19 protein-coding genes are annotated in these 26,949 nt (G+C 47.8%); all 19 read right to left on the bottom strand.

The features are described from left to right. Nucleotides 1–51 precede the first annotated feature (51 nt). Nucleotides 52–4,101, bottom strand: coding sequence for an Ig-like domain-containing protein (locus MKZ24_RS07110; RefSeq protein WP_340781833.1), 4,050 nt, complete (start codon nucleotides 4,099–4,101; stop codon nucleotides 52–54). Between the two features lie 216 nt (nucleotides 4,102–4,317). Next, nucleotides 4,318–5,520, bottom strand: coding sequence for a methionine adenosyltransferase (gene metK, locus MKZ24_RS07105; protein WP_042240251.1), 1,203 nt, complete (start codon nucleotides 5,518–5,520; stop codon nucleotides 4,318–4,320). Nucleotides 5,521–5,722: 202 nt separating this feature from the next. Next, nucleotides 5,723–5,995: an alpha/beta-type small acid-soluble spore protein gene (locus tag MKZ24_RS07100; RefSeq protein ID WP_042240253.1), complete on the bottom strand. Its 273-nt coding sequence runs from the start codon at nucleotides 5,993–5,995 to the stop codon at nucleotides 5,723–5,725. Nucleotides 5,996–6,187: 192 nt separating this feature from the next. Continuing rightward, a complete protein-coding gene (locus tag MKZ24_RS07095) occupies nucleotides 6,188–6,757 on the bottom strand; it encodes a hypothetical protein (RefSeq protein ID WP_340781832.1) in 570 nt (189 codons plus the stop codon). An 85-nt stretch (nucleotides 6,758–6,842) separates the two neighbouring features. Next, complete coding sequence (locus MKZ24_RS07090) at nucleotides 6,843–9,578, bottom strand: hypothetical protein (RefSeq protein ID WP_340781831.1); 2,736 nt, start codon at nucleotides 9,576–9,578, stop codon at nucleotides 6,843–6,845. A gap of 515 nt (nucleotides 9,579–10,093) precedes the next feature. Continuing rightward, nucleotides 10,094–10,435 carry a hypothetical protein gene (locus MKZ24_RS07085; RefSeq protein WP_340781830.1) on the bottom strand — a complete coding sequence of 114 codons (342 nt, stop codon included), beginning with the start codon at nucleotides 10,433–10,435 and terminating at the stop codon, nucleotides 10,094–10,096. A 155-nt stretch (nucleotides 10,436–10,590) separates the two neighbouring features. Beyond that, nucleotides 10,591–14,493 carry an S-layer homology domain-containing protein gene (locus tag MKZ24_RS07080; RefSeq protein WP_340781829.1) on the bottom strand — a complete coding sequence of 1,301 codons (3,903 nt, stop codon included), beginning with the start codon at nucleotides 14,491–14,493 and terminating at the stop codon, nucleotides 10,591–10,593. Between the two features lie 158 nt (nucleotides 14,494–14,651). Next, on the bottom strand, nucleotides 14,652–15,779 hold the full coding sequence (locus MKZ24_RS07075) for a glycosyltransferase family 4 protein (RefSeq protein WP_039303756.1): 1,128 nt from the start codon (nucleotides 15,777–15,779) through the stop codon (nucleotides 14,652–14,654). 113 nt (nucleotides 15,780–15,892) lie between these two features. After that, nucleotides 15,893–16,651 carry a WecB/TagA/CpsF family glycosyltransferase gene (locus tag MKZ24_RS07070; RefSeq protein WP_042240265.1) on the bottom strand — a complete coding sequence of 253 codons (759 nt, stop codon included), beginning with the start codon at nucleotides 16,649–16,651 and terminating at the stop codon, nucleotides 15,893–15,895. A 7-nt stretch (nucleotides 16,652–16,658) separates the two neighbouring features. Next, nucleotides 16,659–17,834 carry a polysaccharide pyruvyl transferase CsaB gene (csaB, locus tag MKZ24_RS07065; protein WP_340781828.1) on the bottom strand — a complete coding sequence of 392 codons (1,176 nt, stop codon included), beginning with the start codon at nucleotides 17,832–17,834 and terminating at the stop codon, nucleotides 16,659–16,661. After that, nucleotides 17,807–19,846 carry a DUF5693 family protein gene (locus MKZ24_RS07060; protein ID WP_340781827.1) on the bottom strand — a complete coding sequence of 680 codons (2,040 nt, stop codon included), beginning with the start codon at nucleotides 19,844–19,846 and terminating at the stop codon, nucleotides 17,807–17,809. Before MKZ24_RS07060 ends, csaB begins: the two co-directional genes overlap by 28 nt. 147 nt (nucleotides 19,847–19,993) lie before the next feature. After that, entirely contained in the window at nucleotides 19,994–21,712 is a 1,719-nt protein-coding gene (locus MKZ24_RS07055) for a phospho-sugar mutase (protein WP_039303744.1), read from the bottom strand. A 47-nt stretch (nucleotides 21,713–21,759) separates the two neighbouring features. Further along, a complete protein-coding gene (fabZ, locus tag MKZ24_RS07050) occupies nucleotides 21,760–22,182 on the bottom strand; it encodes a 3-hydroxyacyl-ACP dehydratase FabZ (protein ID WP_039303787.1) in 423 nt (140 codons plus the stop codon). A 305-nt stretch (nucleotides 22,183–22,487) separates the two neighbouring features. Further along, nucleotides 22,488–22,721, bottom strand: coding sequence for a DNA-directed RNA polymerase subunit beta (locus MKZ24_RS07045; protein WP_042240276.1), 234 nt, complete (start codon nucleotides 22,719–22,721; stop codon nucleotides 22,488–22,490). Between the two features lie 9 nt (nucleotides 22,722–22,730). Next, nucleotides 22,731–23,552 (bottom strand): flagellar hook-basal body protein, encoded by an 822-nt coding sequence (locus MKZ24_RS07040; protein WP_340781823.1) that lies wholly within the window; start codon nucleotides 23,550–23,552, stop codon nucleotides 22,731–22,733. Nucleotides 23,553–23,620: 68 nt separating this feature from the next. After that, nucleotides 23,621–24,499, bottom strand: a complete 879-nt coding sequence (locus MKZ24_RS07035; RefSeq protein WP_042240282.1) for a flagellar hook-basal body protein — start codon at nucleotides 24,497–24,499, stop codon at nucleotides 23,621–23,623. 46 nt (nucleotides 24,500–24,545) lie between these two features. Further along, nucleotides 24,546–25,544 (bottom strand): rod shape-determining protein, encoded by a 999-nt coding sequence (locus MKZ24_RS07030; RefSeq protein WP_042140244.1) that lies wholly within the window; start codon nucleotides 25,542–25,544, stop codon nucleotides 24,546–24,548. A 128-nt stretch (nucleotides 25,545–25,672) separates the two neighbouring features. Continuing rightward, nucleotides 25,673–25,960, bottom strand: coding sequence for a sporulation transcriptional regulator SpoIIID (gene spoIIID, locus MKZ24_RS07025; protein ID WP_038597396.1), 288 nt, complete (start codon nucleotides 25,958–25,960; stop codon nucleotides 25,673–25,675). Between the two features lie 226 nt (nucleotides 25,961–26,186). Further along, on the bottom strand, nucleotides 26,187–26,927 hold the full coding sequence (locus MKZ24_RS07020) for a M23 family metallopeptidase (protein ID WP_039303727.1): 741 nt from the start codon (nucleotides 26,925–26,927) through the stop codon (nucleotides 26,187–26,189). Nucleotides 26,928–26,949: the final 22 nt, after the last annotated feature.

Genomic DNA, 26,949 nt, shown 5'->3' with positions numbered 1-26,949 from the left:
GTCCGGCCAAGGCCGGACGCTCACAGAACAAATATGACTGCTATATTCGGTTTACAAAAAACCTGCCATCGAAAGCATACGCTGCAGCATCACTGCAGCTTGGGCGCGGGTAGCATTGCCCTGCGGCTGAAATTCGGTGGGTGTCATACCGAGAATAATTCCCTGCTGGACCGCTTTGGCTACAAATTCAGCGCTTTGATTCTGAATCTTAGTCTTATCCTTAAAAACAGATAATGCTACAGAAGAGGTTCCATTCAACGTAATCGGCTTTCCGGAATACTCCATAGCCCGAATAATCATGATTGCCAACTGTTCACGGGTAATATTATCATTCGGACGGAAGGTGGCATCCGTATTGCCGGTGATAATTCCTGCTTTAGCCGCAGCCCCGATATAATCACCGGTTTGTGTAGAGGGCTGCACATCTCTGAACCGCTGCGCCGTCTCACGGTCACCCAGCAGTCCCAGCCCCCGGCTGAGCATGACTGCAAATTCGGCCCGTGTAATTTTTTGCTCCGGCTTAAAGCTGCTGCCATAACTGCTGTCGATAATATTTTTAGCAGCCAGCAGGGAGACTATCGAATTACTCCAATGTTTGCTCATGTCACTGAACGTCCGGGTGGATAGAAATGTTCCAACCACCTGATTGCCGACTGTATTTGCCCGAATCACAGTATTGCTGCCAGCCGTGCTGATTTTGGTAGGCAGATAGGTAGCATCATAATAAGCAAGATCCAGCCTGGCTGCTGAAACCTGATTACTGTTTAGTGTAGCAGTCGTACGTGCAGCATACTCAGCTGCTACGCTGAGTGCGCTGGCATTGGCATAGTTGCTGCTGACTGAAGCCGTCAGACGGATATCTGTTAGGCCCGTAATAGCCTGCAATCCTTGCGATTGCAGCTTTTGCTCAAATGGCGTAAATGTGTCTGCCGGAACTTTTTCTATCCTTAATATAAGTGAAATATTGCTGCTGTCTGCCACCAGGCTTGCCGCAAGGCTATTCATATCGACGTTATTCAAAGGCAAGGTATAGAGATGATCTCCAAAGCGTATAACCATTGTAGCCTTCTTATCCCGGTTCACTGCATTTAGAAGCGGCTTCAGCGGCAAGATCACATAAGCTGCCATTTCTGTAGAGGGCACTTCAAAAGCAAGCCCGGAAGTTCCCAGCTTGTACAGGTAATCATAGCTTGCTGTCAAACGGTCAGCAGTTAGTATATATCTTTTGACGGACTGGCTATATACAGAACGGTCATCTGCAACCGTTGCGGAATCACTTTTGAGCAGCGGATATTCCTGGCCGAATTCACTGGCAGCAAGTGTCCCCAGATATGAAGGGCGGCTGGAAGTACCCGAAGAGGTTCCTGTCCCGTTGTAGACTGAGAGCGCAGTGAATGAAGGCAGCGGAATTCCGCTGGCATCCGTTATCGCTCCGGATCCGGCCATATACGACAGATCCACAACTTGCCCTATTTTAACTATGGTGGACAACGTCAGCTTCAGCACATTTCCCGAGACATAATAGGACTGAACACCAACACTACTGCCATCTACCCGGACTCCAAACTGATTCGTATAGAGTGAGGCAGAAGATGCTTGCATATTCTTACTAAAGGTGACCGTAATCTCATCCCCCGAGATTGTAGCCGAACTAATGTCAGGTACAGAGGTTCCCGTACTTCCGGATACCGATACTGCCTGCAGATTAAGATAAGCTGCACGGTTACCGTTCAGGTCGCTGAGACCGGCACTGCCCGGTACATACGAAAGGCTAGTATATTGATTAAGGGCAAGCGTACTCTGGAGCGTAAGTGTGACCTGGGTTCCGCTTACCGAAATGCCAGTCACATAATTGGGAGTACTGGTACTGCCCACTAGAACAGAGAATTGACTGTTTAGCGGCAACGCCGATGAGGCTATTCCTTCATTATAAGTCAGTACTATTTTATTCCCTGTTCCAACAGCATTCTGGAAGACCGGTGCAGTGGTATCACTGGTATTCCGGATATAGAAATCGTTAAAATTAGCAATACTCTGGCCGTACTGATCCTGAAGCGGATAGGAGCCGGCGTAGTATGAGACTCGTATAGTCTGTCCGTTGGATGCAGCATTATTTAGGCTGAGGACAACGGAGCTGCCGCTAGAGCTGATGCTGTTCACTCCCAGGGAACCACCATCCGCATAGACATAGAATTGGCTATAGGCATTGGCAGAGACCGGCTTTAGGTTATCATTGAAATTCAGTGTCACTGTTTTGCCGGATAAAACTCCATCCCTTGGTGTAGGCAAGGCAGATTGAATTGAATTCGTAACCTGTTGTGATGTAAAGGTGCCGGCTGAGTTGCCGTGGCTATCCTGAATCGTACGTAAGCCGCCTGAATAACTTATCTTCACGACTTGTCCAACGGCTATTCCTGTAGAAAGGGTAATGTATACACTGTCCCCTTGAACATACACACTTTCTATTGTGCGTTTCTCCTCATTCACCGTCACCGCGAAGCTTGAATAGAGGAGAGCTACCCCCGAATTAAGCGTTTCGTTATATTTCAGACGGATCGTACGGTTGTTATCCAGCTGTGCCGACACAAGTGCAGGAGCAGTGGTATCCATTACCTCCGTCTGAAAGCTCCATGACGTCTTGCCGTTTATTCCGTCATATACCAGTCCTGCAGTATTTGCGTCTGTAAATACGCCTTTGGCGATATCAACATAATACGTTGTGGCTGGATCGAGAGTCGTATTCGGGCTGATAATGAACTCTTTGGCCGAAGCCCCATTGCTCACGTTAACGGGAACTTTGATGCCACTGCTTTTATAGAGCGTCACACCATCAATAATACCCTTGTTGTAGGCTGCATCTCGGTTAAAAGTGATTGTCATGGCTTTACTTATCCCTACAGATTCACTCCTGTCAGCAGGCGACAAGGCAGCAGCAGCAAGACCAGAAAGCGGAGTGGTTGTAAAAGTCCAAGTGTACGGACCCGAGGCCGGAAACACATTTCCGTCCCGGTCATAAAAAGCCCCTTGAGGGATCGTTACCGTGTAAGTCGTTCCGCTTAACAACGGAGAATCATTCGTAGCTGGTGTGAACGCAATAGACTTCTCCCCGCCACCAACTACAGAGGTTGAGTTCACATTAATCCATCTGGTTCTGGAATCATCCAGTGCGCCTGGAGAGACCGTAATATATCCGGATGCCGGCATCATAGGACGGTCAAAGTTCAGCCTGAACACTTCCGTTGTAGGTACGTTCACAGCACCTTTATCCGGAACTGTAGTTATATTCTTCGCCTCTCCGCCTACTGTAGAGAAGCTCCAGACATTTCCGCTGGAGATTCCGGCAAAGGTTCGATTATCGTCTGCTTTGAATGCATAGGAATCGATAAGTATATAATAATTGCTCCCCGCTGCTACTTTATTCGCGGTTATTGTCAGCTTCACCGTTGTCGAGGAAGCATCACTTTGCACATCTACACCAGGAACATCATCCCATATTCTGAATTCCTGAACGATGTCATTGTTGAAAGAAGACATTAGCCGGACAGTTCCGCCGCCCTTCAGCAACTTTTTATTCAATTTGAAGCTCAATTGGGTTAGCCCCGCTGCATCTACTCTGCTATTGTTCGCTGGTGTAAGTTCACTTGCTGCTATTGAGGTATCATTCTCAGGCGCTGTGACAAACGACCAGCTGGTGGCTGCAGACCCGTTACCTTCACTGTCTTTGAACAATCCTTGAGGGATCAATGCCGTGTATTTAGTATTGGGAGCAAGCTTCTTGTCTCCACCCCACTTAATATCATAAGCATTGGAGGTGCCTACCAGTCCATAACTGCCAATAGGAATCTCCACAAAGACTTCCTTCGATTCACTATTAGTAATAGTAATTTTCCCGTTCTGCGGAATTACCTGACGATCGAAGCTCAGTCTTAGATTTGCAGCCGTGTTCACATAATAAGCTCCTGCCGCAGGGGATACCGTAATGCCGAATTCAGCGGCTGCATAGACTGCCTGGTTTGTGAGTCCGCTCATGGGCTGCCATGTTCCCATCATCATGCTCCCTGATAGCATAATTGCTGTCCAGATTGAAATTTTCCTTTTCATGCCGTGATAGACTCCTCTCAAGCCATACTTTCGTCTTTTCATATATTCTTATATTCGGTTAAAGGGCTTCCAAAGTTTAGAAAAGTGCTTGTCCGAATCCGTGAATGTTCGACAAGTCCATGAACACAAATAACCCGCAAAGGCTGCTCCATTGGCCGGAGATTCGCCTTGCGGGTTTCTAATAAACACTTCTTCGTCTGAAATGATGTCTCTATATTAAATCCCTGCCTGGGCTTTCAACATATCTGCTTTGTCGACACGTTCCCAAGGAAGGTCAATATCTGTACGTCCAAAATGGCCATATGCTGCGGTCTGTCTATAAATAGGCTTACGCAAATCCAGCATGGAGATGATGCCTGCCGGACGAAGATCGAAGTTGCTGCTGATAAGATTCGCCAGCTTCTCTTCACTGATCTTGCCTGTTCCGTATGTATCCACATTGATCGAGACAGGATTAGCTACACCAATCGCATATGCCAGTTGAATTTCACATTTGTCAGCAAGGCCTGCAGCAACCAGATTCTTCGCTACATAACGTGCAGCATAAGCCGCAGAGCGGTCTACTTTGGTTGGATCCTTACCGGAGAATGCTCCGCCGCCATGACGTGCATATCCGCCATATGTATCAACGATGATTTTGCGCCCGGTCAGACCGGCATCACCCTGAGGACCACCAATCACAAAGCGGCCTGTAGGATTAATGAAATATTTAGTAGCTTCATCCAGCAGCTCAGCCGGGACAACAGGTAGAATAACATGCTCTTTAATGTCCGCCTGAATTTGCTCAAGAGAAATTTCTTCCGCATGCTGCGTGGAAACAACGATCGTATCTACGCGAACCGGTTTCTCATCCTGATATTCAATGGTTACCTGAGTTTTTCCATCCGGGCGCAGATACTCAAGAGTTCCATTCTTACGAACCTCCGCCAAGCGGCGGGCAATCCGGTGCGACAAAGCAATCGGAAGCGGCATAAGTTCAGGAGTTTCATTAGTAGCAAAACCAAACATCAAACCTTGGTCACCAGCACCAATATTAGCCGTTTCTTCAGCTACAAGGGCAGGATTCCGATTCTCCAGAGCTGCATTTACCCCTTGGGCAATGTCAGCCGACTGCTCATTTAATGAGCTAAGCACAGCACAGGTGTTAAAATCAAAGCCATATTTTGCACGGGTATAGCCGATTTCCTTAATCGTGTTACGTACAATTGCCGGGATATCCACATATTCGGACTTCGTACTGATCTCACCAATAACAAGCACGAGACCTGTTGCTACAGCTACCTCGCAGGCAACCCGGGCATTGGGATCGTTAGCAAGAAATGCATCGAGTACCGCATCGGATATCTGGTCACAGATTTTATCCGGATGTCCCTCTGTTACAGACTCAGAAGTAAACAAATGACGCCCTTTAATAGACATGTACAACAACCTCCCATATTGTTAGTCTGACACTGTATAAGGGGGCACCTTAGTAAATAACAGGCCAAATATATTAAGTAGAATAATAAGACTGATAAGCCGGTTTATTCAAAAAATGAACCTTTTCCGCATGGAAAAGGTCTAAGGCTTTCCTCAAAAGCCATATTATCTTATTTACCGGGTGCTGTCAATTGAAGGCAGCTTATGTGAAAAGAGACTGTTCCGCCTGTTTGATCAACCTCTTTGTAATTTCCCCGCCTACAGATCCATTATCTCTGGAAGTAAGGTGTCCCAGATACGGAGTACCACCCGTTGCACCCGCCCCGCCCGTCATTCCCAGCTCAGAAGCAAATTCCGTGTCCATGCCACCGCCATATGATGCTCCATATAGTCCAAATTCAGAAGCGATCTCATATTGCATTTGTTTCAGCATTGCCCGGCTCTCTGGTACAACTGTACGATTAGTTCGTGCCATGTTACAGCACCTCCTGTGAATTTTTTAAGATTACAGGTAGTATTGTGTGCGAATTCCAAGGGCCTCAGTCCGCTCAATGTTTGTCAGCTGTGGGAATGAGTTCCGGGTGTATGTTCAAGCATATTACAGGGCATTCTTAATATAAGAAGGAAAAACATTAGTTTACAGCTTACCAGTGGAATGTGCAAATACTCACTTCAAAGTATATGAGCCGCGGACCATCACAACAAGACCTAATGTCTGACCGTTCTGTACCGTGATTCCACGTCCATCCCGTGGGAAAGATAACAGGTGATTCGTAGGAGCAACCGCGCCGTTTGCCAGATCCACACCATCTGTCAGATCTGCCACACCATTAGCATCCTGGGAATAAATAATCGCTTTACCTGCGCGGACAATAAATTCCGCACCTGCACCGGCAATTAGAGTCTGGCCGGGTTTTACATCAACGATTTCGCTGGCATTCCCGGTGGTTCCGGTATTTCCAGTACCTTGAGTTGGCGCAGGTGTCGGAGCTGCAGTTGCAGCAGGTGCATTCGTTGCAGTTGCACTTGGAGCTTGCGTTGGTGTAGTAATGGTCCCACCTTGCAAAGCCTTTTGAATCTGTTGATCTACATAACTCTTCGTTACAACAGGATCATCTGCTGTGCCTGGCTGTGAACCTACACCGGCACCTTCAGCTGTAATATTAAGCATCGAACCTGCCCATAGGCCACCAGCTAACAGTACCGCAGACATCGAGACTTTCCAAACCGTTTTCAACTAAATTCCTCCTCCACTCGGGATAAATGGCTATAAAAAAAGAATAGCCTCCGAAGAGGCTATTCTTTGCTTCGGTAATCGGAGATTACTTAGCGTATACTTCAGTATCAGCGGTAACATCATTACCAGCGATATCTTTGATACCTGTAGATTTGTTAACTGTAACCTTGATCGCATTTACATTGCTTGCGTTCAGGTCAGAGTATCCAGCCAGTGTCAGGTGCCATTTATCAGCGTCACTACCAGTACCTTCGTATGCAGAAGTTACATTAACAGCTGAACCGTTCACCAGGACAGTGAAGTCTCCACCATCAACATTCTTCACTTTTTCGGAGAATGTCAGTGTAAGCAGACCAGTGTTACCTGCATTAACAACAGCTGCAGTCAACTTAGGAGCTACACCGTCTGTCAGAACTGGCTTAAGAACAGCCTTATCTGTAACTGTTGCAACATTACCAGCAGTATCAGCAAGACCGAATGCTACGAATTCGATAGCTTCTGTTTTGGCGATTCCACCCTTAGGTACGAATACCTTAGCAATAGCAGTCTTCAGAGCGCTGCTAGCCGCACCACCATCAGTTCTTTGAATAAGAACGAATGATCCGCTTGGAAGAGCTTTGCTGCCAAGTGTATAGCTTGAACTATCTTGAAGTGTTGCAGCGTTCAAACCAACATTATCTTCTACGTGTACACTGAATTGAATGAATCCTGTTTCTTCAGAAGCACCTTCAGCATAAGTAATACCTGTAACTGTAGGTCTGTCTTTATCGCTGGAAGTTGTTGTTGCAGCAGTTACTACTACAGTAGTAGCAGCAGATTTGTTACCAGCTTTGGACATGTCCTTAACAAGATCTTTATCAATGCGGAGAGTGTAATCACCACTCAGACCTTTTACATTAGTGTAAGTCAATTTAGCGCCCTTTTCAGTATGAACACTGAAGTCAAGACCAGTGACATAAGTACCAGTAGCGTTATTGATTACTCTAATTGTAGCTCCGCTATTCAAGAAGGCAATATCTTCATTGAATGTAATTACAAGGCCTTTAGAACCGTAAGTAGCACTTGCCACAGAAGGAGCTGTGCTGTCTTTAGTCAAGGAAACCTGCTGAGAAAGAGCTGTTCCAAGCGTGTTGCCCAAAGTATCACGCACTGTTGCACCGAACTGCAGTGTGCCAGTGAATGTGCCGGAATCAGGGAAGCTAAAGTTTGAAGGAACCTGCAATTTGATTGTGTCACTATCTTCTTTAGTAACAACGTTCATATTACCGATTTTGTCTCCGTCAGCTCTGAGCAATCCAACGTTACCGGAGAAAGACTCGTAGCTAACTTTCTTATTGAATTTAACATTAACGTACTGATCGCTAGCAGGAGTGATGCTTACAATCGTAGGAGCGGCTGTATCAGAAACAACTGCTACAGTAGTCTTGATTGGGCTAGCAACATTGCTTGCGAAGTCAGAAACGTTAGTCAGGGATACATCATAAGTTGTACCACTGTTCAAAGTGCCGGCAGTCAAGCTGAATGTATCAGCCGATTCTCTGTATACCGATGCTGCTACGCCGTTAACAGAAGCAATGATACCAGCTGGTTTAACAGGCTCGCTGAATTGAACGTATACTTTGTTTGTTGTAGTTTTAGCTACTGAATTGATAGCTTTAACTGTTGGAGCAGTAACATCAGCCACAGAAATCAGCGTAGTGTAAGCAGCAACCGCTGTTCCAGAAGTAGTCTTAACCTCATCGCTAACTACGATTGTGTATTGACCCTTCAGGTAGTCATATTCATTAGCATTGAAAGTGATTGTCAATTCAGTGCCAGTTGTGTTCAAGCTTGCAGATGAACCAGCTGCTGTTACAGTTTGACCACTAACAGTAACTACTTTAATTACATCAGCAATCAACTTGCTGTCAGAGATTACTGATTCTGCATCAATCGCACGATTGAATTTAACAACCAGTTGCTTAGCGTTTGGAGCTTCTGCGGAAATAACCTTAGGAGCAGCCAATGTCACTTTTGCAGTGTAATCTTTTTCAAGATGTTTGAAGCTGATTGTTGTTTCAACGCCTTCTACAAGAGCAGTTGTCAATGCAACAGTTTGAGTTGTTTTGTCAGAGAATGTTACTACAACGCTTGTTGGGCTTACTGCTTCAGCAGAAGCTACAGTCAATGTAGGTTTTACGGACATTTGATCAACTGCATAAGCTGTAGAAACTACCAAAGAGCGGGTAGCGTTAGCTTTGAAGTTGGTTGTTTGAGCAACCAGACCAGCGTTGATAACTGCTTGAGCATAGCCCTTAGCCCATACAGAAGCGGAGTTATCAGTTGTAGTAGGTTGTTCCAGTTTCAAAGCGCGGAACAATACAGCCGCTACTTCTTCTACTGTAACTTTACCATTGTAGTCGAAGATACCTTTAACAGTATCTTTACCTTGCATCAAGTTAGCTGCAGTAACAGCCTCGATGTAAGGAACAGCCCAGTTAGTAGCTTTGTAACCTTTGTCTTTGTAAGACAACTTGCCAGTTACTTCAGTAAGACCGAACAATTTAGTAACGATCTTAGCGAATTCTGCGCGAGTCAGATCTTTTTCAAGGTGAGCCTGACCATCTGGGTACCCATTGAGAATACCTTTAGCTGCCAGAGCGTCGAATGCCTGTTGTGGAGTTGCTTGTGCTGTTTCACCAAATGCTACAGAGGCAAACATCGAGAATGCCATTGCTGTAGATAATGCTACGGATAAAATTTTCTTCATAACCTTTTTTTCTCCTCCTTGGACGTTCATGAACTGAGATTTTTCTTTAGTTGGGTAGCTCATGTCACTCATTAGCCGATGCACCCCCTTTCCCGAGTTGAGCATATTAAGTATAAATAATGTCTGTGACGGGTATCACAGAAACTTGTAAACAGGTTCAAGGCAGACTAATACTAGATTCCTAATTCTACCTAAGTATTATACAATGTGCCTCTAGTCACGTAAAGCTAATTTTTCCATCCGGCCGTATGCTTTCATTTCTTAGTGGCCATTAGGCAATTGCCTTGTGCAAGTGACTCTACACCTTAAACGCAATAGTTTCGAGAAAGTTGCGCTTTGTTCAAAAAAACTTTTTTTCTTTTTGTATCCCTGGCCCTGTTCCAATAGAAGAACCATATGTATGTTCTACTAACTATTGTTAATGTTGGGTGGCTACGGGAATCAGTATAGCATGACGCTTTCCAAACGTCATTAAGCAATATTTGTTAAGTTAATAAACATAATCTGCCTTCTTTAAACTCTACAGCCTCTTGACTTTGGCATAATAAAAAGCGCCGTTTCCGGCGCTCTTTTTTATGGCATATGAACTAACGGATCTTCATTGATAGTTGAATCAATTCCTGGCGTTTCTCAGGACTGGCATTTACATTCTCATACATAGCGTCAATCGCCCCGCGGTTCTCGCGGTAGCTCTTCTCATGTTTGATGGTGGAATGTGACCACTCAATCAATGCATTCTCGGCAATAACGAGGTCATTATATGCATCATGGAACCCTGTAAACAGTACCAGCTCTTCCATCAGTTCCTGTGAAATCTCCTGTAGCGCACGTTTGGCGGCAATTTCCTTCTCCAGGATTTTGGCTCTATGCTCAAACATATTCTTTGCTTTCGTGTAATCCAGCTGTGCTTTTGATAAAATCGGTTTCATCGATGGCTTTCACCTTTCAGAAAATATTATTTTCTAAGTTATTGTAACGTAAATCGGTGCAGATTACAAAAGTTAATGTGCACAGTATGTAATTAAATTACAATAAAACAGGTCCGCGAACAGTTTTTCGCGGACCTGCTGTTCAAGTAGTCACATTAGTTGAAGGTTTTTGGGAAGATGCTGGTGCTCTTCTGCAGCAGGGCTACAGCAATTTTACCGGCTTCCGCTCTTGTAAGCTTGCCCTTTGGATTGAAATTATATACAGGCTTAGCTTGACCGGTAATCGTTGTTGCATTGCCTTCCATAATCTTAGCTTTCGATACTGCCTCTATGGCAGGTCTTGAGTAGAAGTCCATACTGCCAGAGTCAACGAATGACTTCCCTAAGCTTGTTAACAATTTGGCATCGTTAGCAGACATCTTCAGCTTAAGGGCTCTGGCGATCATAACTGCAGCCTGCTCACGGGTCAGCGACTGGTCCGGACCGAAGAATCCGTCACTAAGACCGGTAATGATCCCTGCTCTTGCTGCAGTTTCAATGCTTTTGAAGTTCCATGTTGTTGAAACAGCTTCTGGTACGATATCGAAGAATGTTTGTTTGTTATTATCATAATTGAGCGGAATGCTTAGTCCTGTTACTAGCAATGTGGCGAACTCACCACGGGTAGTCGTATCATCAGCTCCAAAAGCATCGGATCGGATGTTGGTCATGATGCCTTTAGAATAGAGGCCATTCAAAATATTTCTCGCCCAAGGATGATTGGTGATATCCGTAAATCCTCTACGGAGCTTCATTACAGTATAATAACCAAATTCATCGAACGGTACCGTAACCGTATGGTTTTTGGTATCCACCTCTCCGCCGATGTTCTCCCACTTCCCTGCATCGGTATATCGGAAAACAGTAACAGTCGTCCCGACCTCATCCACTATGCTGGAGTTGAATTTTAAGGTCAGCTCACCGCGCTGTGACGGTACAATTTTACGTGTAGAACTGTATTGCGTGAAATATCCTTCTATTGAATAAGGGGCAATTCCGTTCGTCGCTGCCAGATAGGATTGGGAGCCTTGGGTTCCCGACTCGCCTAGCCCGCCGTTCAGCCAATAAATATCCGATACTCTGGAGAAATTATTGGTAGTAGCAGTCGAAGTGAATCGTAGTACAAGCTCTTGCGGGATGACCAGCGGAAGCTTGCCGCCAAGGGTCCGGCTGTCCGAAGGACTGACATTGATGATATTCCCGTAATCGTTAGTCCGCTCTACAACGCCGTCCACGGGATCGGCAATCCCAAACAGCAGTTTCGTATCCGGATAATATTTAGCGGCTCCTGTAGTTGTGTAGCCCTTCATAATTGTCCCTTTCGGGAATGCAAGCTGAAGCGCTTTGTTAAACACAGTATATTTCGTTGCAACCTTCTCAGCCATAAACTGAGTATCGATCTGTATAGCACTCGCATAATAAACAGAGATCGTATCATTCAGAGTGGAATCGGCCCGAATGATTTGAATTTTGATTGATGTTGCCTTGTCCGGCTTCAAGCCCACAAAATCATAAGTGAAGCGATTCTCCAAATCTGTACGTTTCACAGCCTCATACTTATCAATCATGACCTTGGTTGCACCTTCTGCTTCAATATCGAAGCGGACAAAGTTCTTATTCACTACAATCTGATCGCCGACCGTTGCTACAGGGGATAAGACTCTGTAAGGAGATACCTCACGTACAATTTCAAGCCGCTGCGTTGTTCTTGCTCCGGTCTTGTTGATTAGCTCCATGGTATATACGTGGCTTCCTGGAGCATCAAATTTGAAGTCCCGCAGACGCAGAATGAAATCATTGCTGCTGCCGTAATAATCATAATATATTCCGGTTGGATTAGACGGGACAGGGCCAAGCAGCTTATCCGTGGTACCCAGCATGTCCGCAGTACCTGTTGAGGTGAAAATCAGCTCTGACCCTCTATAGAGGTTCATGGTCGTCGCTCCACCACCTCGGAGCACCAGATCATAGCTCTCAGCATTGGTAGTGTACTTTTCATCTTTATAGACGAATTCTGCAGGCAATGCGAGAATTTTGTTGCGCTCAGTTTCATTGCTTAATGACTGGGTCGAGAAGGCAGTACGCCCGGTTCCTATCGCCGGATGAAACTGTGTCAAATTCGATACATTAGTATCAATAATATATATCTTCAGCTCTTTGGTGATAATCCGCTGATTCTGGCCATTATCCTGGGATATCCCGGTGAATACAATCTTATTCTCGCCATAGACCAGCGGACCAGACTGTGTGATCCACAAATCGAAACTGAAGGTCTGTTTGTCTTTATCTACACCTAAATCAAATTTATTAACGCGTGTTTTCCCAGCACTGTCTTTGGTATCGGGAAGGAGTCTACTGTCAATACCGTTAATCTGAACCTGAGCACTCACGAAATTCTCGAACCCGATATATTCACCTGAAACCTTCATGCTGGTCTCAGCAGCAGAATTAAACTCATAGGTCTGTCCATCCTGCAGACTGCTTACGTAGATATAGTTCTTAGATATATACGAAATATCTGCATTATAGTAGGAATTAGATGTCCCATAACGGAACTGTACCTTCTGTTGTCCGTTTGAGAAACCCGTGATTTTGTAAATGTACTCGTTAGTTCCCTGTCCAGTCATTCCGGTGATAGGCGGATCTGTCAAAGACAGCGCTTTGTTGCTGAGCGGGAGATAATTGGCCGATAATTTGGCTGTGTCGATGCCCACATTGGTTTTGACCAGAATGTAGAAGTTATCCTTCTCCATCTGTTGTCCGTTCAGAGGCAGTTTGGAGATGTTTGAGATGCTGCCCGAACCTGTATATCCTGGAAGGTAATACATATCGTTAATTACAACTTCTCCCGGCAGATATCTATAAGAGTAGACCAGCGAAGAGCTATAAGTGCCATAGTCTACAGCCAGGGTAAATTCGGTTAGTCCGGTGATAAGCGTTAAGTCAGCCTGTGTTTTGAATTTAACCAGCTTGTATGCAGGAGTCACTCCGTCAGCGCCGGGAATGGTTAACTCCTGATCAATCGATGCTATATTTACTGGAATAGGGGTCGTGGTGTTTTTGTTAATAGTAAGCTTTCCTGAGCTCGCAAATGTAGTGCTGCTATACGGGACCAGAATTTGACCGGAGAAGCCTGCCTTATTAGTAGAGCTATCACTAAGCGTAGGAATGTTGTTCAGAATATTATATGTTCCTGAACCGTGTACTATATTTAAGGATGCGTAAGGCTGATCTGTATCAAAGAAGTATAAGGAGCGTTCGATATCTATGGAATCGGAAGCGTTCTTAATAGCTATTTTAATATTGGTTAAGCCTGGCTTCAGTGTTAATGAAGGGGAGAAGAACGTGCCGTCCTCAAGCAGGGTTGTTGTCAGTGCAGTTCCGCCATTCACAGAAACTGTAACCTGCGTTGCATTCGTCGCCTTACCCTGCAGCGTAACTGTGTCGACGGGAACGACTACTTGTGTCCCTTCATTTAGATTAAGTGCTGCAGGACCACCGAGCACTTGAAGTGCAGAAAGATATGGAACTTTGTCGTAAAGGATATAAAAGGACTCCGACCGTGTCAGGTTACCCTGCATACCGGAGAAAGTAATTTTATTAAAACCAGCATATAAAACAACACCGCTAGTAGTAAAGCGATTGCTTGGACTATTGGCATCGGGTGTAACCGTACCTGTAGTCAAACGGGTAGAGTCTGTAGTCCACTTTCCGTTTGTACTTTGAGTCAGTTGCTCAACAGTAACCTTCATTGTAGATGAAGTTACTTGAGAATAGGTACCAGTAATAGACAGGTTTTGGTTCGTAGTCAGATACACACTGGATCGGCTGATTAGCCCTTCTGCACCTGCTGTTATTACATTCGGATCCAGAACAACGGTATCCCGCAACTTGAGCTCATCCGGACTGAAGTAAGTCGTGGTAGCTGCCGCCGCAAGGGGCGTATATTTGCCTGGAAACATAGAAACGATCAGTGCCGCCAGCAGCAGCCAAACGAATGGTCTCTTAAAGCGTAACATGTGTATATCTCTCCTTTGAGTTTATGTTCTGATAAACCTCACTTTGTACTTTATCGGTCTGTGGGGGGCATATTTTTAGAATAAAACAAAAAACTCATCCAAAAAGGATGAGTTTTGCTATCTTAAGGAAAAAAATAGAATTATTATTTCAGTTTGTTCTAAGATTTAGAACTGCGCTCAGGATCCAGCTTCATGCGCATTCTTAGGAATAAGTCTATGACCGGGCGTTTGGTTTTGCTGATCACACCAGTGATCTCTGCACCAATCTGCAGGAAGAAGAGCATGACGCAGATCACCACGAATGTTACCCAGTTGGCTTCATAGAGTGAAGCAGATGTCTGAATGACAGCCAGAATTCCGAAGAAGGCTGCGATGCCATAAATAATCAATACGGTCTGGCGGTGGCTGAAGCCAAGTTCACGCAGGCAGTGATGGAGATGGCCTTTGTCCGGTGCGAAGATCGGCTTCTTCTGCAGCTTGCGCCGTACGATGGCAAAGAACGTATCCGATAAAGGAACCCCGATAATCAGGAGTGGAGTAATAAACGATACCACTGCAATCTGTTTGAATCCGAGCAGCGCGAGCAGTGCAAGACAGAAGCCCAGGAACAGCGAGCCTGTATCCCCCATGAAGATTTTGGCGGGATGAAAGTTAAAGAACAGAAAACCGAGTATACTGCCCAGAAGCAGTAAGCACAGCAGAGCAACCATGGTATTGCCCATCAGGAAGGCCATTACGGCAATTGTGGCAATCGCGATACCGGATACACCGGCTGCAAGCCCGTCCAGTCCATCGATCAGATTCACGGCGTTCGTGACGCCGACAATCCAGAAGATCGTCAGAGGGATGGCAATCCAGCTCTCCAGTGAGGAATAGCTATTATGAAAAGGAATGTTTACGAAATCAACAGTAATTCCAAAACCGAAAACTACGATGCAGGCTGCGGCAATTTGGCCCAGCAGCTTCACCTTGGCTGATAGCTCAAACCGGTCATCGAGACCGCCGATCAGCACAATCAGACCGCCGCCACAGAGCAGCGCCTTGATGAAGTTAGCCTCCCGCGGAGTGAAGTCATACGGAATAATCGGTAATACGGCAAGCAGGCCTAACACAAACGCCAGAAATATGCCGAGTCCGCCAAGGCGGGGCATGATCTTCGTATGCACTTTACGGGCATTAGGCACATCTGTCGCACCGATCTTAATAGCAAACTTCTTAACGAGCGGTGTCAAAAGCAGTGCAAGTCCCATGCACACAATAAATCCGGCGATGTATATGATTAACATTTGTTCAGTCGACCCCCATTTCTCTACCGCATTGAATTATACGCTGAACCAAAAACAAATTCCAATACCGTTTTTAGGCTGTTACACGGATTTTTTCAGTAAATACCCTCAAATTACTGGTCTTTTGTCACTTTATCTTTCTCTCGTACCACTTTTACTGCAAATTTCGGCAGCGCAAGCATTCTTTTGTAACGTGTAGGTTCTTTAATCAGCCGGTATAACCATTCCGCCCTCAATTTCTGGAAGACTTTGGGAGCACGGCGGCTCTTACCTGAGATTACATCAAAGCTTCCGCCGACACCCATCATAACCGGAATCTGCAGCCGGGACTTGTATTTAGCAATCCACGGCTCCTGGCTGTCTGCCCCTCTGGCAACGAAGAGCAGGTCAGGCTTAGCTTCGAGAATTCCAGCGAGAATCTGCTCATCCTCATCCGGACCAAAGTACCCGTCATGATAGCCTGCAATGACTATGCCGGGATATCCAGTTTGTAACCTAGAAGTCGTCTCGCGAATCACCTCGGGGGTTGAGCCCAGTAAATATACTCTCCAGTTGTAGCTTTCACCCTGACGCAATAATTCATGTAAAAGATCAAAACCTGCTACACGCTCAGCAACTGGCTCTTTGCAGTAATCCGCTGCCCACACTACACCAGTCCCGTCGGGAACTACAAGCTCTGCTGATTTCATAATCTCCATATACGACGGATTCTCGAGGGCAGCCATGACCATGATCGGGTTAGCGGTAATGACCTGGTGTGGAACACGATTATGAACCGCCTCCGTCAAATAAGAAACCGTTGTCTTCATATCAACCTTGGATACTCGGATGCCGAAAATCGGCACTGTAGGTATCGCGCTATCTGCTTTCACTTGTCACTCATCCTTTACGGCGGAAATATTGGGCAACTTGCCGGGCCGGAGCCTCAGCTTCTTCAACCAGCGAAGCTATCAGCGGTTCACGCTCACGCTTCCATGCCTCTCCTGATTTCAGCAGTTCCAGAAGTCCCGCTGTAACCATATCACCTTCCAGCGTAGCTGTGGAACCTACCGGCCGGCACCCGATTCGTTTAAGGAAATGGTCGATCTTCGGATCATAGGAGACTCCCATCAGCGGAACCCGTCTTCCGGCAGCATAGATCAGGCTGTGAAGCCGCATGCCAATCAGCGCCTGGCACTGTCCTACTTCACGCAGCATCTGCTGCGGATGGAGCGCATCCTCGCAAATACTGACGGCTCCCCCATACTCCTCTACACCTTGTCCCAGCTTCTGCATGACATAACGTGAAGCCTCATTGTCCGCAGAATGATGGAACGGCAGAAAACGTAAATGAAGCGGCAGCTCTGCTGATGCCTTCACCAGTCCTTCAGCCAATGCATCCAGCTCTTTGCGCGACTGCTCCCAGAATCGGACGGAGATGCCTACGGTATAAGGCGCTGTCTGCAGAATAGAGTTATCTGAATCATGGACATGCGCATTCCCCCTGCCCGGCTCATGTGTTTCTGTACGTGCATCTTCCGGGAGCGTCAGGCCCATAACCGGATCAGGGACCACATCTATTTTGCTCGTATCCAGACCCATAGACTGCAGCAGCAGGCGGGATTGCTCATCCCGCACGGATACATAAGCACATTTACGGAAAACCGATTTGATCAGGGGATGAAACAGCTTGCGGTTCACCGGTCCGACTCCCTGAGCATAGATGAAGGTTGGCTTGCCCATCCATTGGGCCAGCTTAAGGATGGCCAGATAGTACGGAATAGTCTTGCTGCTTGTTACATCCTGTAGCAGACTGCCCCCGCCGCTTATCAGCCCGGAACTCTCTGATATTGCCTTCCGCACTTCTCCCAGCTTCATCCGGTGCACGGATTCGACACCGTAAGTAACGTTTGTCCATTCCGGATCAATGGAGAGCACCACGGGCGTCAGCGTTATTCCAGCAGCCTCAGACTGCTTACGGAGTGCGTTCAGAATGGACTGTAGAACCGCCTCGTCTCCGCTGTTGCGGAATCCGTAATAACCCGAGATTATAATTTTTTGAGCAGCGGCGACCATCGTTTCCAACACCCTTCCGCAATCTGCCATACCCCTATAGCGATAATGCCGATGATAAGACCGAGTCCCAGACCCAGAAGGCCGCGGACCAGCGAGATCAGAACCGGCGAATGAATATGGGCAAAGGTATCTACCATGGACAACTGGCCGATAACTGCAATAATCATGATAAAAGCAGCATTCCGGTATTTATAGGCCATGAATGCGCCAAGGATAAAGAGCGGATGTGCCAGCAGGAACTCTTTGTTACGCGGTCTTACACCGACTGTGTTCTCCAGGAAGGTGCGGAACGACATTTCGAGTGAGCTTACACTACCACTGTTGCCTGTACGGCTTAAATAGTACATCCCCAGAATCCCCAGTACGCCGGCAACAATTACCATTGCGAGGGTGATCGGCGTCCGCAGCAGCTTCCCGGTCTTGTTGAAGGCAAACTCCCCACGGTATAAAAGCACATATAGCGCAGTGAGTCCAATCGGTGCTAAATGAAGCAGACTTACGCCGCGGAACTGATTGAGCACCAGGGCATAGGTGACATTATTCAAGAGCGCAATTACAAAGGGTACTGCACTAAACGAGATAAGCGCTGTTTTGACGTAAAGAACCAGACTATGCGTCAGCCTGCGGCGCGGGCCCATCACAGCAAAGGTCAAGGGATTGGCGCGCAACGGCGGTCCCATTTCATTAATCTTGCGGACAGCCAGCACCATAGCCACGGTAGGCGCACTTATAGCCACTGCAAGCGCGAGTGCCTGTTCAAATAACGCCGGCTTCAGAACCATGAGTCCTGCACTCCCCAGCAGCCCCAGCACCCATGCAGGCAGTGTAAGCCAAGGAACAAAGTAGGAAACCAGGAGTGCAACCATGGCTACAGCTCCGATTACCGCAATTAATTTGAAATAACGCTGGAAAGAGGAATCCACCACGTCAAACGCAGTAGCTTGTCCCATTTCAAAACCGTTAGCTTCAATTTTTGCAACCGCACCATCAGGACCGCTAAGGCTCGTAACCAGATTGTCGAGCGTATCGGTAACCTGTGCCTTGGATGTATCCCGTGAAGGAATCGTATTGAGATAGATCATCCGGATGTTACGGTCTTTCGTAGCCAGTGCAAAGCGGTCGGCAATCACTTCTGTGGACAGGCCGGAATCAGTCTCACTGAGCGAGTACAGCCGCGTCACGTTATAGTCCAGCAAATAGGCCAGTTTGGTGAAGCCTTTTTGCTGTACCTTAATATTCTCAATGGCTGCAATCCCCATCCCGCGTTCCTTCAGCAGATCAGCGAATGCAGTGATACTGGCCAGATCGGCATCATCGGAGTAGCCTTTAACAGACTCGCCTTCGAACAGCAGACGTTTGACTCCAAGCTCCGCGTAACGGTCCAGCAGACTCTTAACGGCTTCCTGATTATACGCCAGCGAATCCACAAGGCGCGGCACAATATTGAAGCCTTTCTCATGCAGCATCTCCAGTGTGGACGGATCCGGCTGCAGCGGCTTGAGCGTTGCATTCTCCAGGGGAGTTTTGATAATCAGGCCCTGTTGTCCGCGGTAGGTCCATTCTTCTGTTGCAATATCCAAGCCGGCAAATGCATCCCGGATGATCGGTGAGAGCGTTCCACTGTTCTTCGCACTGGTAAAGAGGACATATGTATAGTTCTCATTCTCAGGAATTACAGTATCGGTCAGATTAGCGATATCAGCCGCTCCCCACAGCATCAGGCGGCGGGCCTTGCGGAAGTCCTCCAATGTGCTTTCGTATATTGCCATACTCTGAACACCGGCAGACTTCAGCCGGTCGAGCTGCTCGGAGATATAATCCTGCGGATTCCCCCGGTAGCTGGCTACTTCCACCAGATCACGGTAATCAAAGACAAATTCAACCGTTTTGGAAGACTTCTCCGTCTGAAGACGGTCATACACAACCGGGAGAGCAGCAAGCAGGCCAATCACCACGATAATCCACAACCATTTGCGCGAAGCTATATTCCAGCGTTGCCATTTCTGTTGCACCAAAAGTACCTCCTCTTTCCCTTTAAAGCTAAGTGCCATTCCGTCAAAATAAGCTCAAACACTCTTGCTGTGGTCAAATTTAAGCGGAAACGGATGTCCCTATACCAGGAGCAGCTCCGTTTCCGCAGGCATGTTCTATATTTAGTATTATTTCCCGTCTACACGGGCCATAACCTGATTAGTCAATTCAGCCACTTTGTCTTTGGCATTCTGAAGCGATTCGCCAACGACGGCAAAATAAACCTTGATCTTCGGCTCGGTGCCGGAAGGACGCAGGCAGAACCATGAGCCGTCGGAGAGCAGATATTTCAGCACATTCTCCTTAGGCAGACCGTTCAGTCCGAGTGAATAGTCGAGTACCTCTGTAACTGAGGCTCCGGCAATTTCATGCGGCGGGCTGGTGCGCCAGTCATTCATGATTCCCTGAATCTGTGCTACACCGTCTTTACCTTTAAGGGTGCGCGATTCGAGGCTCTCGAGGAAGTAGCCGAATTGTGCATACAACTCCTGAAGCACATCGTACAGCGTCTTGCCCTGGGCTTTGTAATAAGCCCCTGCTTCAGCGATTAGCATCGCAGCCAGGACAGCATCCTTGTCACGGGCATAATTGCCGGCCAGGTAACCATAGCTCTCTTCATATCCGAAAAGATAAGTGTATTCGCCGGACTGCTCGAATTGGTTCATCTTCTCGCCGATATATTTAAATCCTGTCAGCGTGTTGAACACAGTAGCTCCGTAATGGCTGGCTACAGCCGCTCCCATCTCACTGGTCACAATAGTTTTAACTACCGCACCATTGCTTGGCAGCTTGCCTTGCTCCTGCAGGCGGCTCAAATAATAATGAATCATGAGTGCGCCCGACTGATTACCGGACAAGACCACAAACTTGCCTTCATTGTCCCGCACAACCGCGCCCATACGGTCTGCATCGGGGTCTGTACCAATTAACAGATCGGCATTCAGTTCCTCACCCAGCTTCATAGCCAAGGTGAAGGCTTCACGCTCTTCCGGGTTCGGGGATTTCACCGTGGAGAATTCTGAATCCGGCTGTTCCTGCTCGGGCACCACATGTACCTGGGTGAATCCAATCTTCTCAAGTACACGGCGGACCGGAAGATTGCCTGTCCCATGCAGCGGTGTGTAGACAATCGAGAAATCACGGCCAAGCGTAGAAGCAATCTCTTCACGGCCGACACTGACTGCGGCTACTGTATCCGTAAACGCTTCATCCTCAGCTTCACCCAGCCAGTGCAGCAAGCCTGCACTCTCTGCGGCTTCACGGGAAATACGCTTTACGCCGTTAAAGGAGTCTACTTCCAAAATATTGGCAATTACCTTCTCCGCTTCGTCAGGCACCAGCTGTCCGCCTTCTGCGTTATACACTTTGTACCCGTTGTACTCAGGCGGATTATGACTTGCAGTAATTACAATGCCTCCTGAGGCCTTCAGATGGCGAACTGCAAAGGACAGCTGCGGTGTGGACCGCAAGGATGGGAACAGATGTGTCTCAATTCCGTTGCCGGCCAGCACAAGTGCAGCTTCCAGCGTGAATTCCGGCGAAAAGCGGCGGGAATCGTGGGCAATGACCACGGAAGGACGTCCTTCTCCTGTATGCTGTCCCAGAATATAATTAGCGAAGCCTTGTGTCGCTCTGCCTACGGTATATCGGTTAATCCGGTTGCTGCCGGCGCCGATCACTCCGCGCAAACCGCCTGTCCCGAATTCAAGGTCTCTATAGAAACGTTCCTCCAGTTCCTTCGGCTCATCCGCAAGAGCCTTCAGCTCTGCCTTGGTGCTCTCGTCAACGGAAGGGTCCTGCAGCCAGCGTGTTAAGGTTTCTGCGGCCTTTGGGCTTAATCCAGTCATGTGAATCTCTCCTTCTCCATCTATAATTTATAATTTTATAACAGGAACTAGCTGAGTGCGAACATAATTTCCCCGGAAGCCACAATCTTGCCTTCCACTTTAGCGGTAGCTTGGCCTTTGCCGATGCTGCCTTTAAGCCGGGTAATCTCCACCTCAAGCACAAGGGTATCGCCAGGTACGACCTGGCCACGGAAACGGAAGCCGTCGAGGCCGGCCAGGAAGCCGATTTTACCGCGGTTTGCTTCCAGCCCCAGTATAGCTACTGCGCCCACCTGAGCCAGCGCTTCCGTGATTAGCACACCCGGCATTACCGGATATCCCGGAAAATGTCCGGTGAAAAACGGTTCATTCACCGTCACATTTTTGATGCCGACAGCCCGTTTGCCCATTTCTATTTCAGTGATTTTGTCCACCAGCAGAAATGGGGGCCGGTGGGGGATGATTTCTTGAATTTGATTGATATCCAGCATGATCAGCAAAGCTCCCTTCGGATGTAACCGCGTCTATAAAACCTCCGCCTACAACAGCGCTTTTGTTTTATTCTTCACCGCCCTGCATAAATATGGGCAGCTTCGGCAAAAACTATAACTATCCTTCACCACCTGCAGCAGTGGAGGTTAAGATAAGGGGCTTTCTCCACCGCACGCGGCAGCATGGCGGAGAGGGCCCTTTTTGGCGCTCTTAGGGCACGCCATCATTATACATTTTTCAGTATAAAAAAGAAAACTCCCCTGCACAACAAGGGAGCTTCCGAAATCCTATATTTAGGAATTATTTATGGTGCAAACACCAAATCATATACATGCTTCCAGGTGCTCCAGAGGAGCACATCGCTAAATTCTTTTTGGCCGAGAATCACGTAACCGACGACCAGGCCGCCTCCAAGCGCGGCAACAAGCAGCAGGGGAATCAGGAACCACTGGATAATGGTCCATGCCGAAATTCCGCGCCGCCTTACCGGCTGCTGCTGTTGTTCTTCTTCCGGTTTGTTGATCTTCTCACGACTCATTCCGTCACCTCACGCACGCATGTTATTAGCCAGGCCCAGCATCTGGTCACTGGAGGACAACGCCCGGGCAGCAAGCTGATAGGTGCGCTGAATCTGCATCATCTCGGTCATTTCCTTACTTAGATCCACGTTGGATGACTCCAGATATCCGGTACGTACGCCTACATCCTTCGCCTCACCTACGGCTCTTTGCACAAACGCCTGCTGTGCAGTCACACCATCGGCAAGTGTATAGAAGTTGCCGTCCACAGCCCGCAGAGCCTTCTTGCTCAGCGGCTCTACAATCATAATTGTGCCCGCTATAATAGCAGGATCATTCTCACCGGTCTTGGTAAGTACCCGGCCGCTCTCGTCAATAGCAGCACTAACATTGGCCGGCACTGTGAGCGGATTCCCGTCTGTGTTCAGCACAGGGTTACCGGTATTATCTACAAGCATCATATTGTCAGGATTCGCGGTATCCGGGGTGAAATGGAAATCACCCTGACGGGTATACGCAGTAGCTCCGTTGACCTGAACTCCGAACAATCCATTACCCTGAAGCGCCAAATCCGTTGGATTCCCCGTTTCCTGAAGAGTGCCCTCTTCCCAGTTGCTTGTAACCGAAGGCACACGGACCCCAAAGCCGATGTTGAAGCCCAAAGGCATACTGCGGCCAGGCTGGTCATAGTCCTTAGATTGCTGCTGCACACGTGTGAGCACGTCCTCGAAAGAGCCTTCTTTACTCTTATAGCCGTTTGTGTTCATATTGGCAATGTTATCCGCTATGATATCCAGCCGCTGCTGCAGGCTGGACATGGACACAGCGGCACCGATTGTCGAGTTGTTCACAGATCAAACCTCCCAAAAGCTTAATAACTTAAGAAGAAACCGGTTCACTTCATCAGTGCACCTGCAGCCTATACTCTGCCGACATCATTAACAGCCTTCTGCAGGCTGCTGTCATAAAACTGGATTACCTTCTGATTCGCTTCATAAGCCCGGTAGGCGGCGTTCATATCCACCGTTACCTGAGTGGCATCCACATTAGAGTTCTCCAGATACCCCTGACGCAACTGCAAATTATCGGTTGCATTGGAGTAACGGATTTCTGCAGCCTCCGCGTCATCGGCATGGAAAACGCCGTTCCCGTCACGTACCAGCTCCTGCGGTCTTGTAATTACACTGATCCCGATCCGGGTTCCTGAAGGCAGTCCGGTCGCATTGTTAATCAAGTTACCCTGCCCGTCCACTTTAAGGCTATCCTCAGGACCTGTCAATCTCAGCGGATTACCGTTACTGTCCAATACGCTGAATCCCCCGGAGCTAAGCACCTCTCCAGTAGGTCCTACTGTAAAACTTCCGTTACGTGTATATAAATTGTTACCCTCATTATCCTGTACTGTAAAGAACGCCTGCGGACGGTAAGTTACCTCGCCGTCAGGACTAATGTATTTACCTGAGCCGTCAAAAGCAAGATAAGTGCCCGCATTATCCGGGTCCTCTACCTGTAAATCGGTTGACAGCGCGAAATCTGCGTTTTTGCCGCTTTCGATGAGATCGCCCTGCAAATACTGGGAAACAGACTGTTCGGCAAAAACCCCTGTGTTAAGCCGGCCGACAGGCTTCGTAACGCCACCGCTCATCGCCGAGATCAGCACATCGGGAAATGCATGACTGACGCTGTCGACCTGCTTGTACCCCGTAGTATTCAAATTGGCAATGTTCTGTGTCGCTGTATCATGTCTGCGCTGCTGTGTTACCATTCCTGCAGCCGCCGTATATAATCCTCTTAGCATGAGGTCAGTCCCTTCCTGAATCTGCTGTTAACTTATTATCGGCAGACTAGAACTTTTTCTTAACAACCTTATCTAAATGGTCAAGCATAATCCCCGTCCCCTTAACAACACAGTGCATCGGATCTTCGGCAACCCAGACCGGAACATGCAGCTGTTCAGAGAGCAGCTCGTCCAATCCGTTAAGGAGTGCCCCGCCGCCGGTCAATACGACCCCGCGGTCAATAATATCTGCCGACAGCTCCGGCGGTGTACGCTCCAGCACCGACTTGGCCGCAGCCACAATAGCGGAAACCGGATCCCACAGCGCTTCCTTAACCTCTCCGGATGTAATGGTCAGGGTCTGGGGAAGTCCGCTCACCATATCACGTCCGCGTATATCCAGCTCAGCCTTCATGCCGCCCGGGCGGACGGACCCGATAGTAACCTTGATATCCTCAGCTGTGCGTTCACCGATCAGGAGTTTATATTTCTGTTTGATATATCTTAAAATGGCCTCGTCGAACTTGTCCCCTGCGACCTTAATCGAAGAGGCGGTAACAACGTCGCCCATGGACAATACGGCTACATCCGTTGTTCCCCCGCCAATATCGACGACCATATTACCGCTTGGCTGATAAATATCCATCCCTGCTCCGATTGCCGCAGCTTTGGGTTCTTCTTCCATAAAAACTTCTTTGGCTCCACTGCGTTCCGCGGCTTCACGGATTGACTTCTGTTCAACGGATGTAATATTGGTGGGCGCGCAAATCAAAATACGGGGCCTTGAATACCAGGTCCGGCCCCCGACGCGGTCGATAAAATATTTCAGCATCATTTCTGTAATCGCAAAATCGGCAATGACTCCGTCCCGGAGCGGACGAATCGTAGTTATGTTTCCAGGTGTGCGCCCAACCATCCGGCGGGCCTGTTCACCAACCGCAAGGACTCTCTTCGTATCACTTTCAAGCGTGACCACGGAAGGTTCATCCAGAACGACTCCCCTTCCCTTGACATGAATGAGCACATTGGCTGTGCCGAGATCGATTCCGATATCCTTGCTAAGCATAATGAAAGAGCCCCCAAAGTGTTATTTTAAATGAGAATAGTTAGATAGTACCAAATTTAAAAATACCATACTTTAGGGGGTGTACACAATGTAGTAAAGCTGAATTATTACTTAAAATTCCGAAAATCTTATGGCTTTGCTGCTACGGCTACCTCACGCTTTTTGCCTGTCGTTTTCTTATATTTGATTTTTGTGGCTTCTCCCCCCCGAAGATGACGGATTGATTTGTGATATTCGAGAATGTGCTTCACCTGATCGGCCAGATCCGGATTGATTTCCGGCAGCCGTTCGGTTAAATCCTTATGCACTGTGCTTTTTGAAACGCCAAATTCCTTGGCTATGGTCCGGACCGTGTGCCTGGTTTCCACGATGCAGCGTCCGATTTTGATCGTACGTTCCTTGATGTAATCGTGCACGCTCCCGCCTCCCAACTGTGGATAGTTTGGTACATTATATGAGGGGCGGGCCTATATATTCGCGCTTTCAAGACATGACAAGCTCCGGAAGGCCCATTTTATTTCTCGGACAACCTATTTATGAGCCGTTTGCAGTTCCATTCTCTATATAGAACCGGCCCCACCGTCCATTCCGGGTTGAAAAATAAAAAAACAGGAGGCTTTCGCCCCCTGCAGATATTTCGGATTAGCGCTGTGGAAGCAGATCCGAAGGATTCACAATCTTGCCATCCTCGTGCACTTCAAAATGCACATGGTTGCCGAGACCTTTCTCCAATTCGCTCTGTCCCGCTGTTGCCAGCGTATCGCCCTGCTTCACTTCATCGCCCTGCTTGACTTTGGTATCGCTGAGACTCTGGTAAACTGTCTTCAGATCACCCGGAGATGTAACCTCGATCACTTTACCGAGTACTGCCACATCTTCGACTCTGGTGACTTCACCGCTGAGAGCTGCCTTAACGTCAAACGTCTTGTTGTCCTCGCGGGCAATATCGATCCCGGTGTTGGTAATAAAGGTGTTATTGTACTGCACCATCGCCGCCACATGATTTTCTTCTGTGCCATTTTCATCATAGTACGGTTTGACCACTTCGACTTCACTTGGGCTCGCTACCGGCCAAGCCAGGCTTTCTGCTGAAGCTACGACTTCCAGGGCTTCCGGATCACCGGTCAGGGCTCCGGTTTCATTACCGGCAACACCTTCCTGTGATACGACCGCGGCGGTGTCCGGATTCAGCGGCTTCTGGCCGGCATCCTGATAGACCCACACCAAGGTTAGTATAATTGCCGCTGCTGCCGTGTAGACTGCCGGGAATACCCAGCGTTTGGATAACAGTCTGGTCCATGAAGAAGGCTTAGCGCCTGAATCTCCCTGCTTGTTTTTGAGAGATTCATCATGGTTTGGTTTGTTTTTGTCTTGTTCATTCATATGGTTATCACCTCAGTAACCA

The sequence above is a fragment of the Paenibacillus sp. FSL R7-0297 genome, from assembly GCF_038009025.1.
In the GTDB taxonomy this organism is placed as follows: Bacteria; Bacillota; Bacilli; order Paenibacillales; family Paenibacillaceae; genus Paenibacillus_AQ.
Note: the sequence above shows the minus strand (reverse complement) of the source record. Positions and strands in the feature narration are given on the sequence as shown.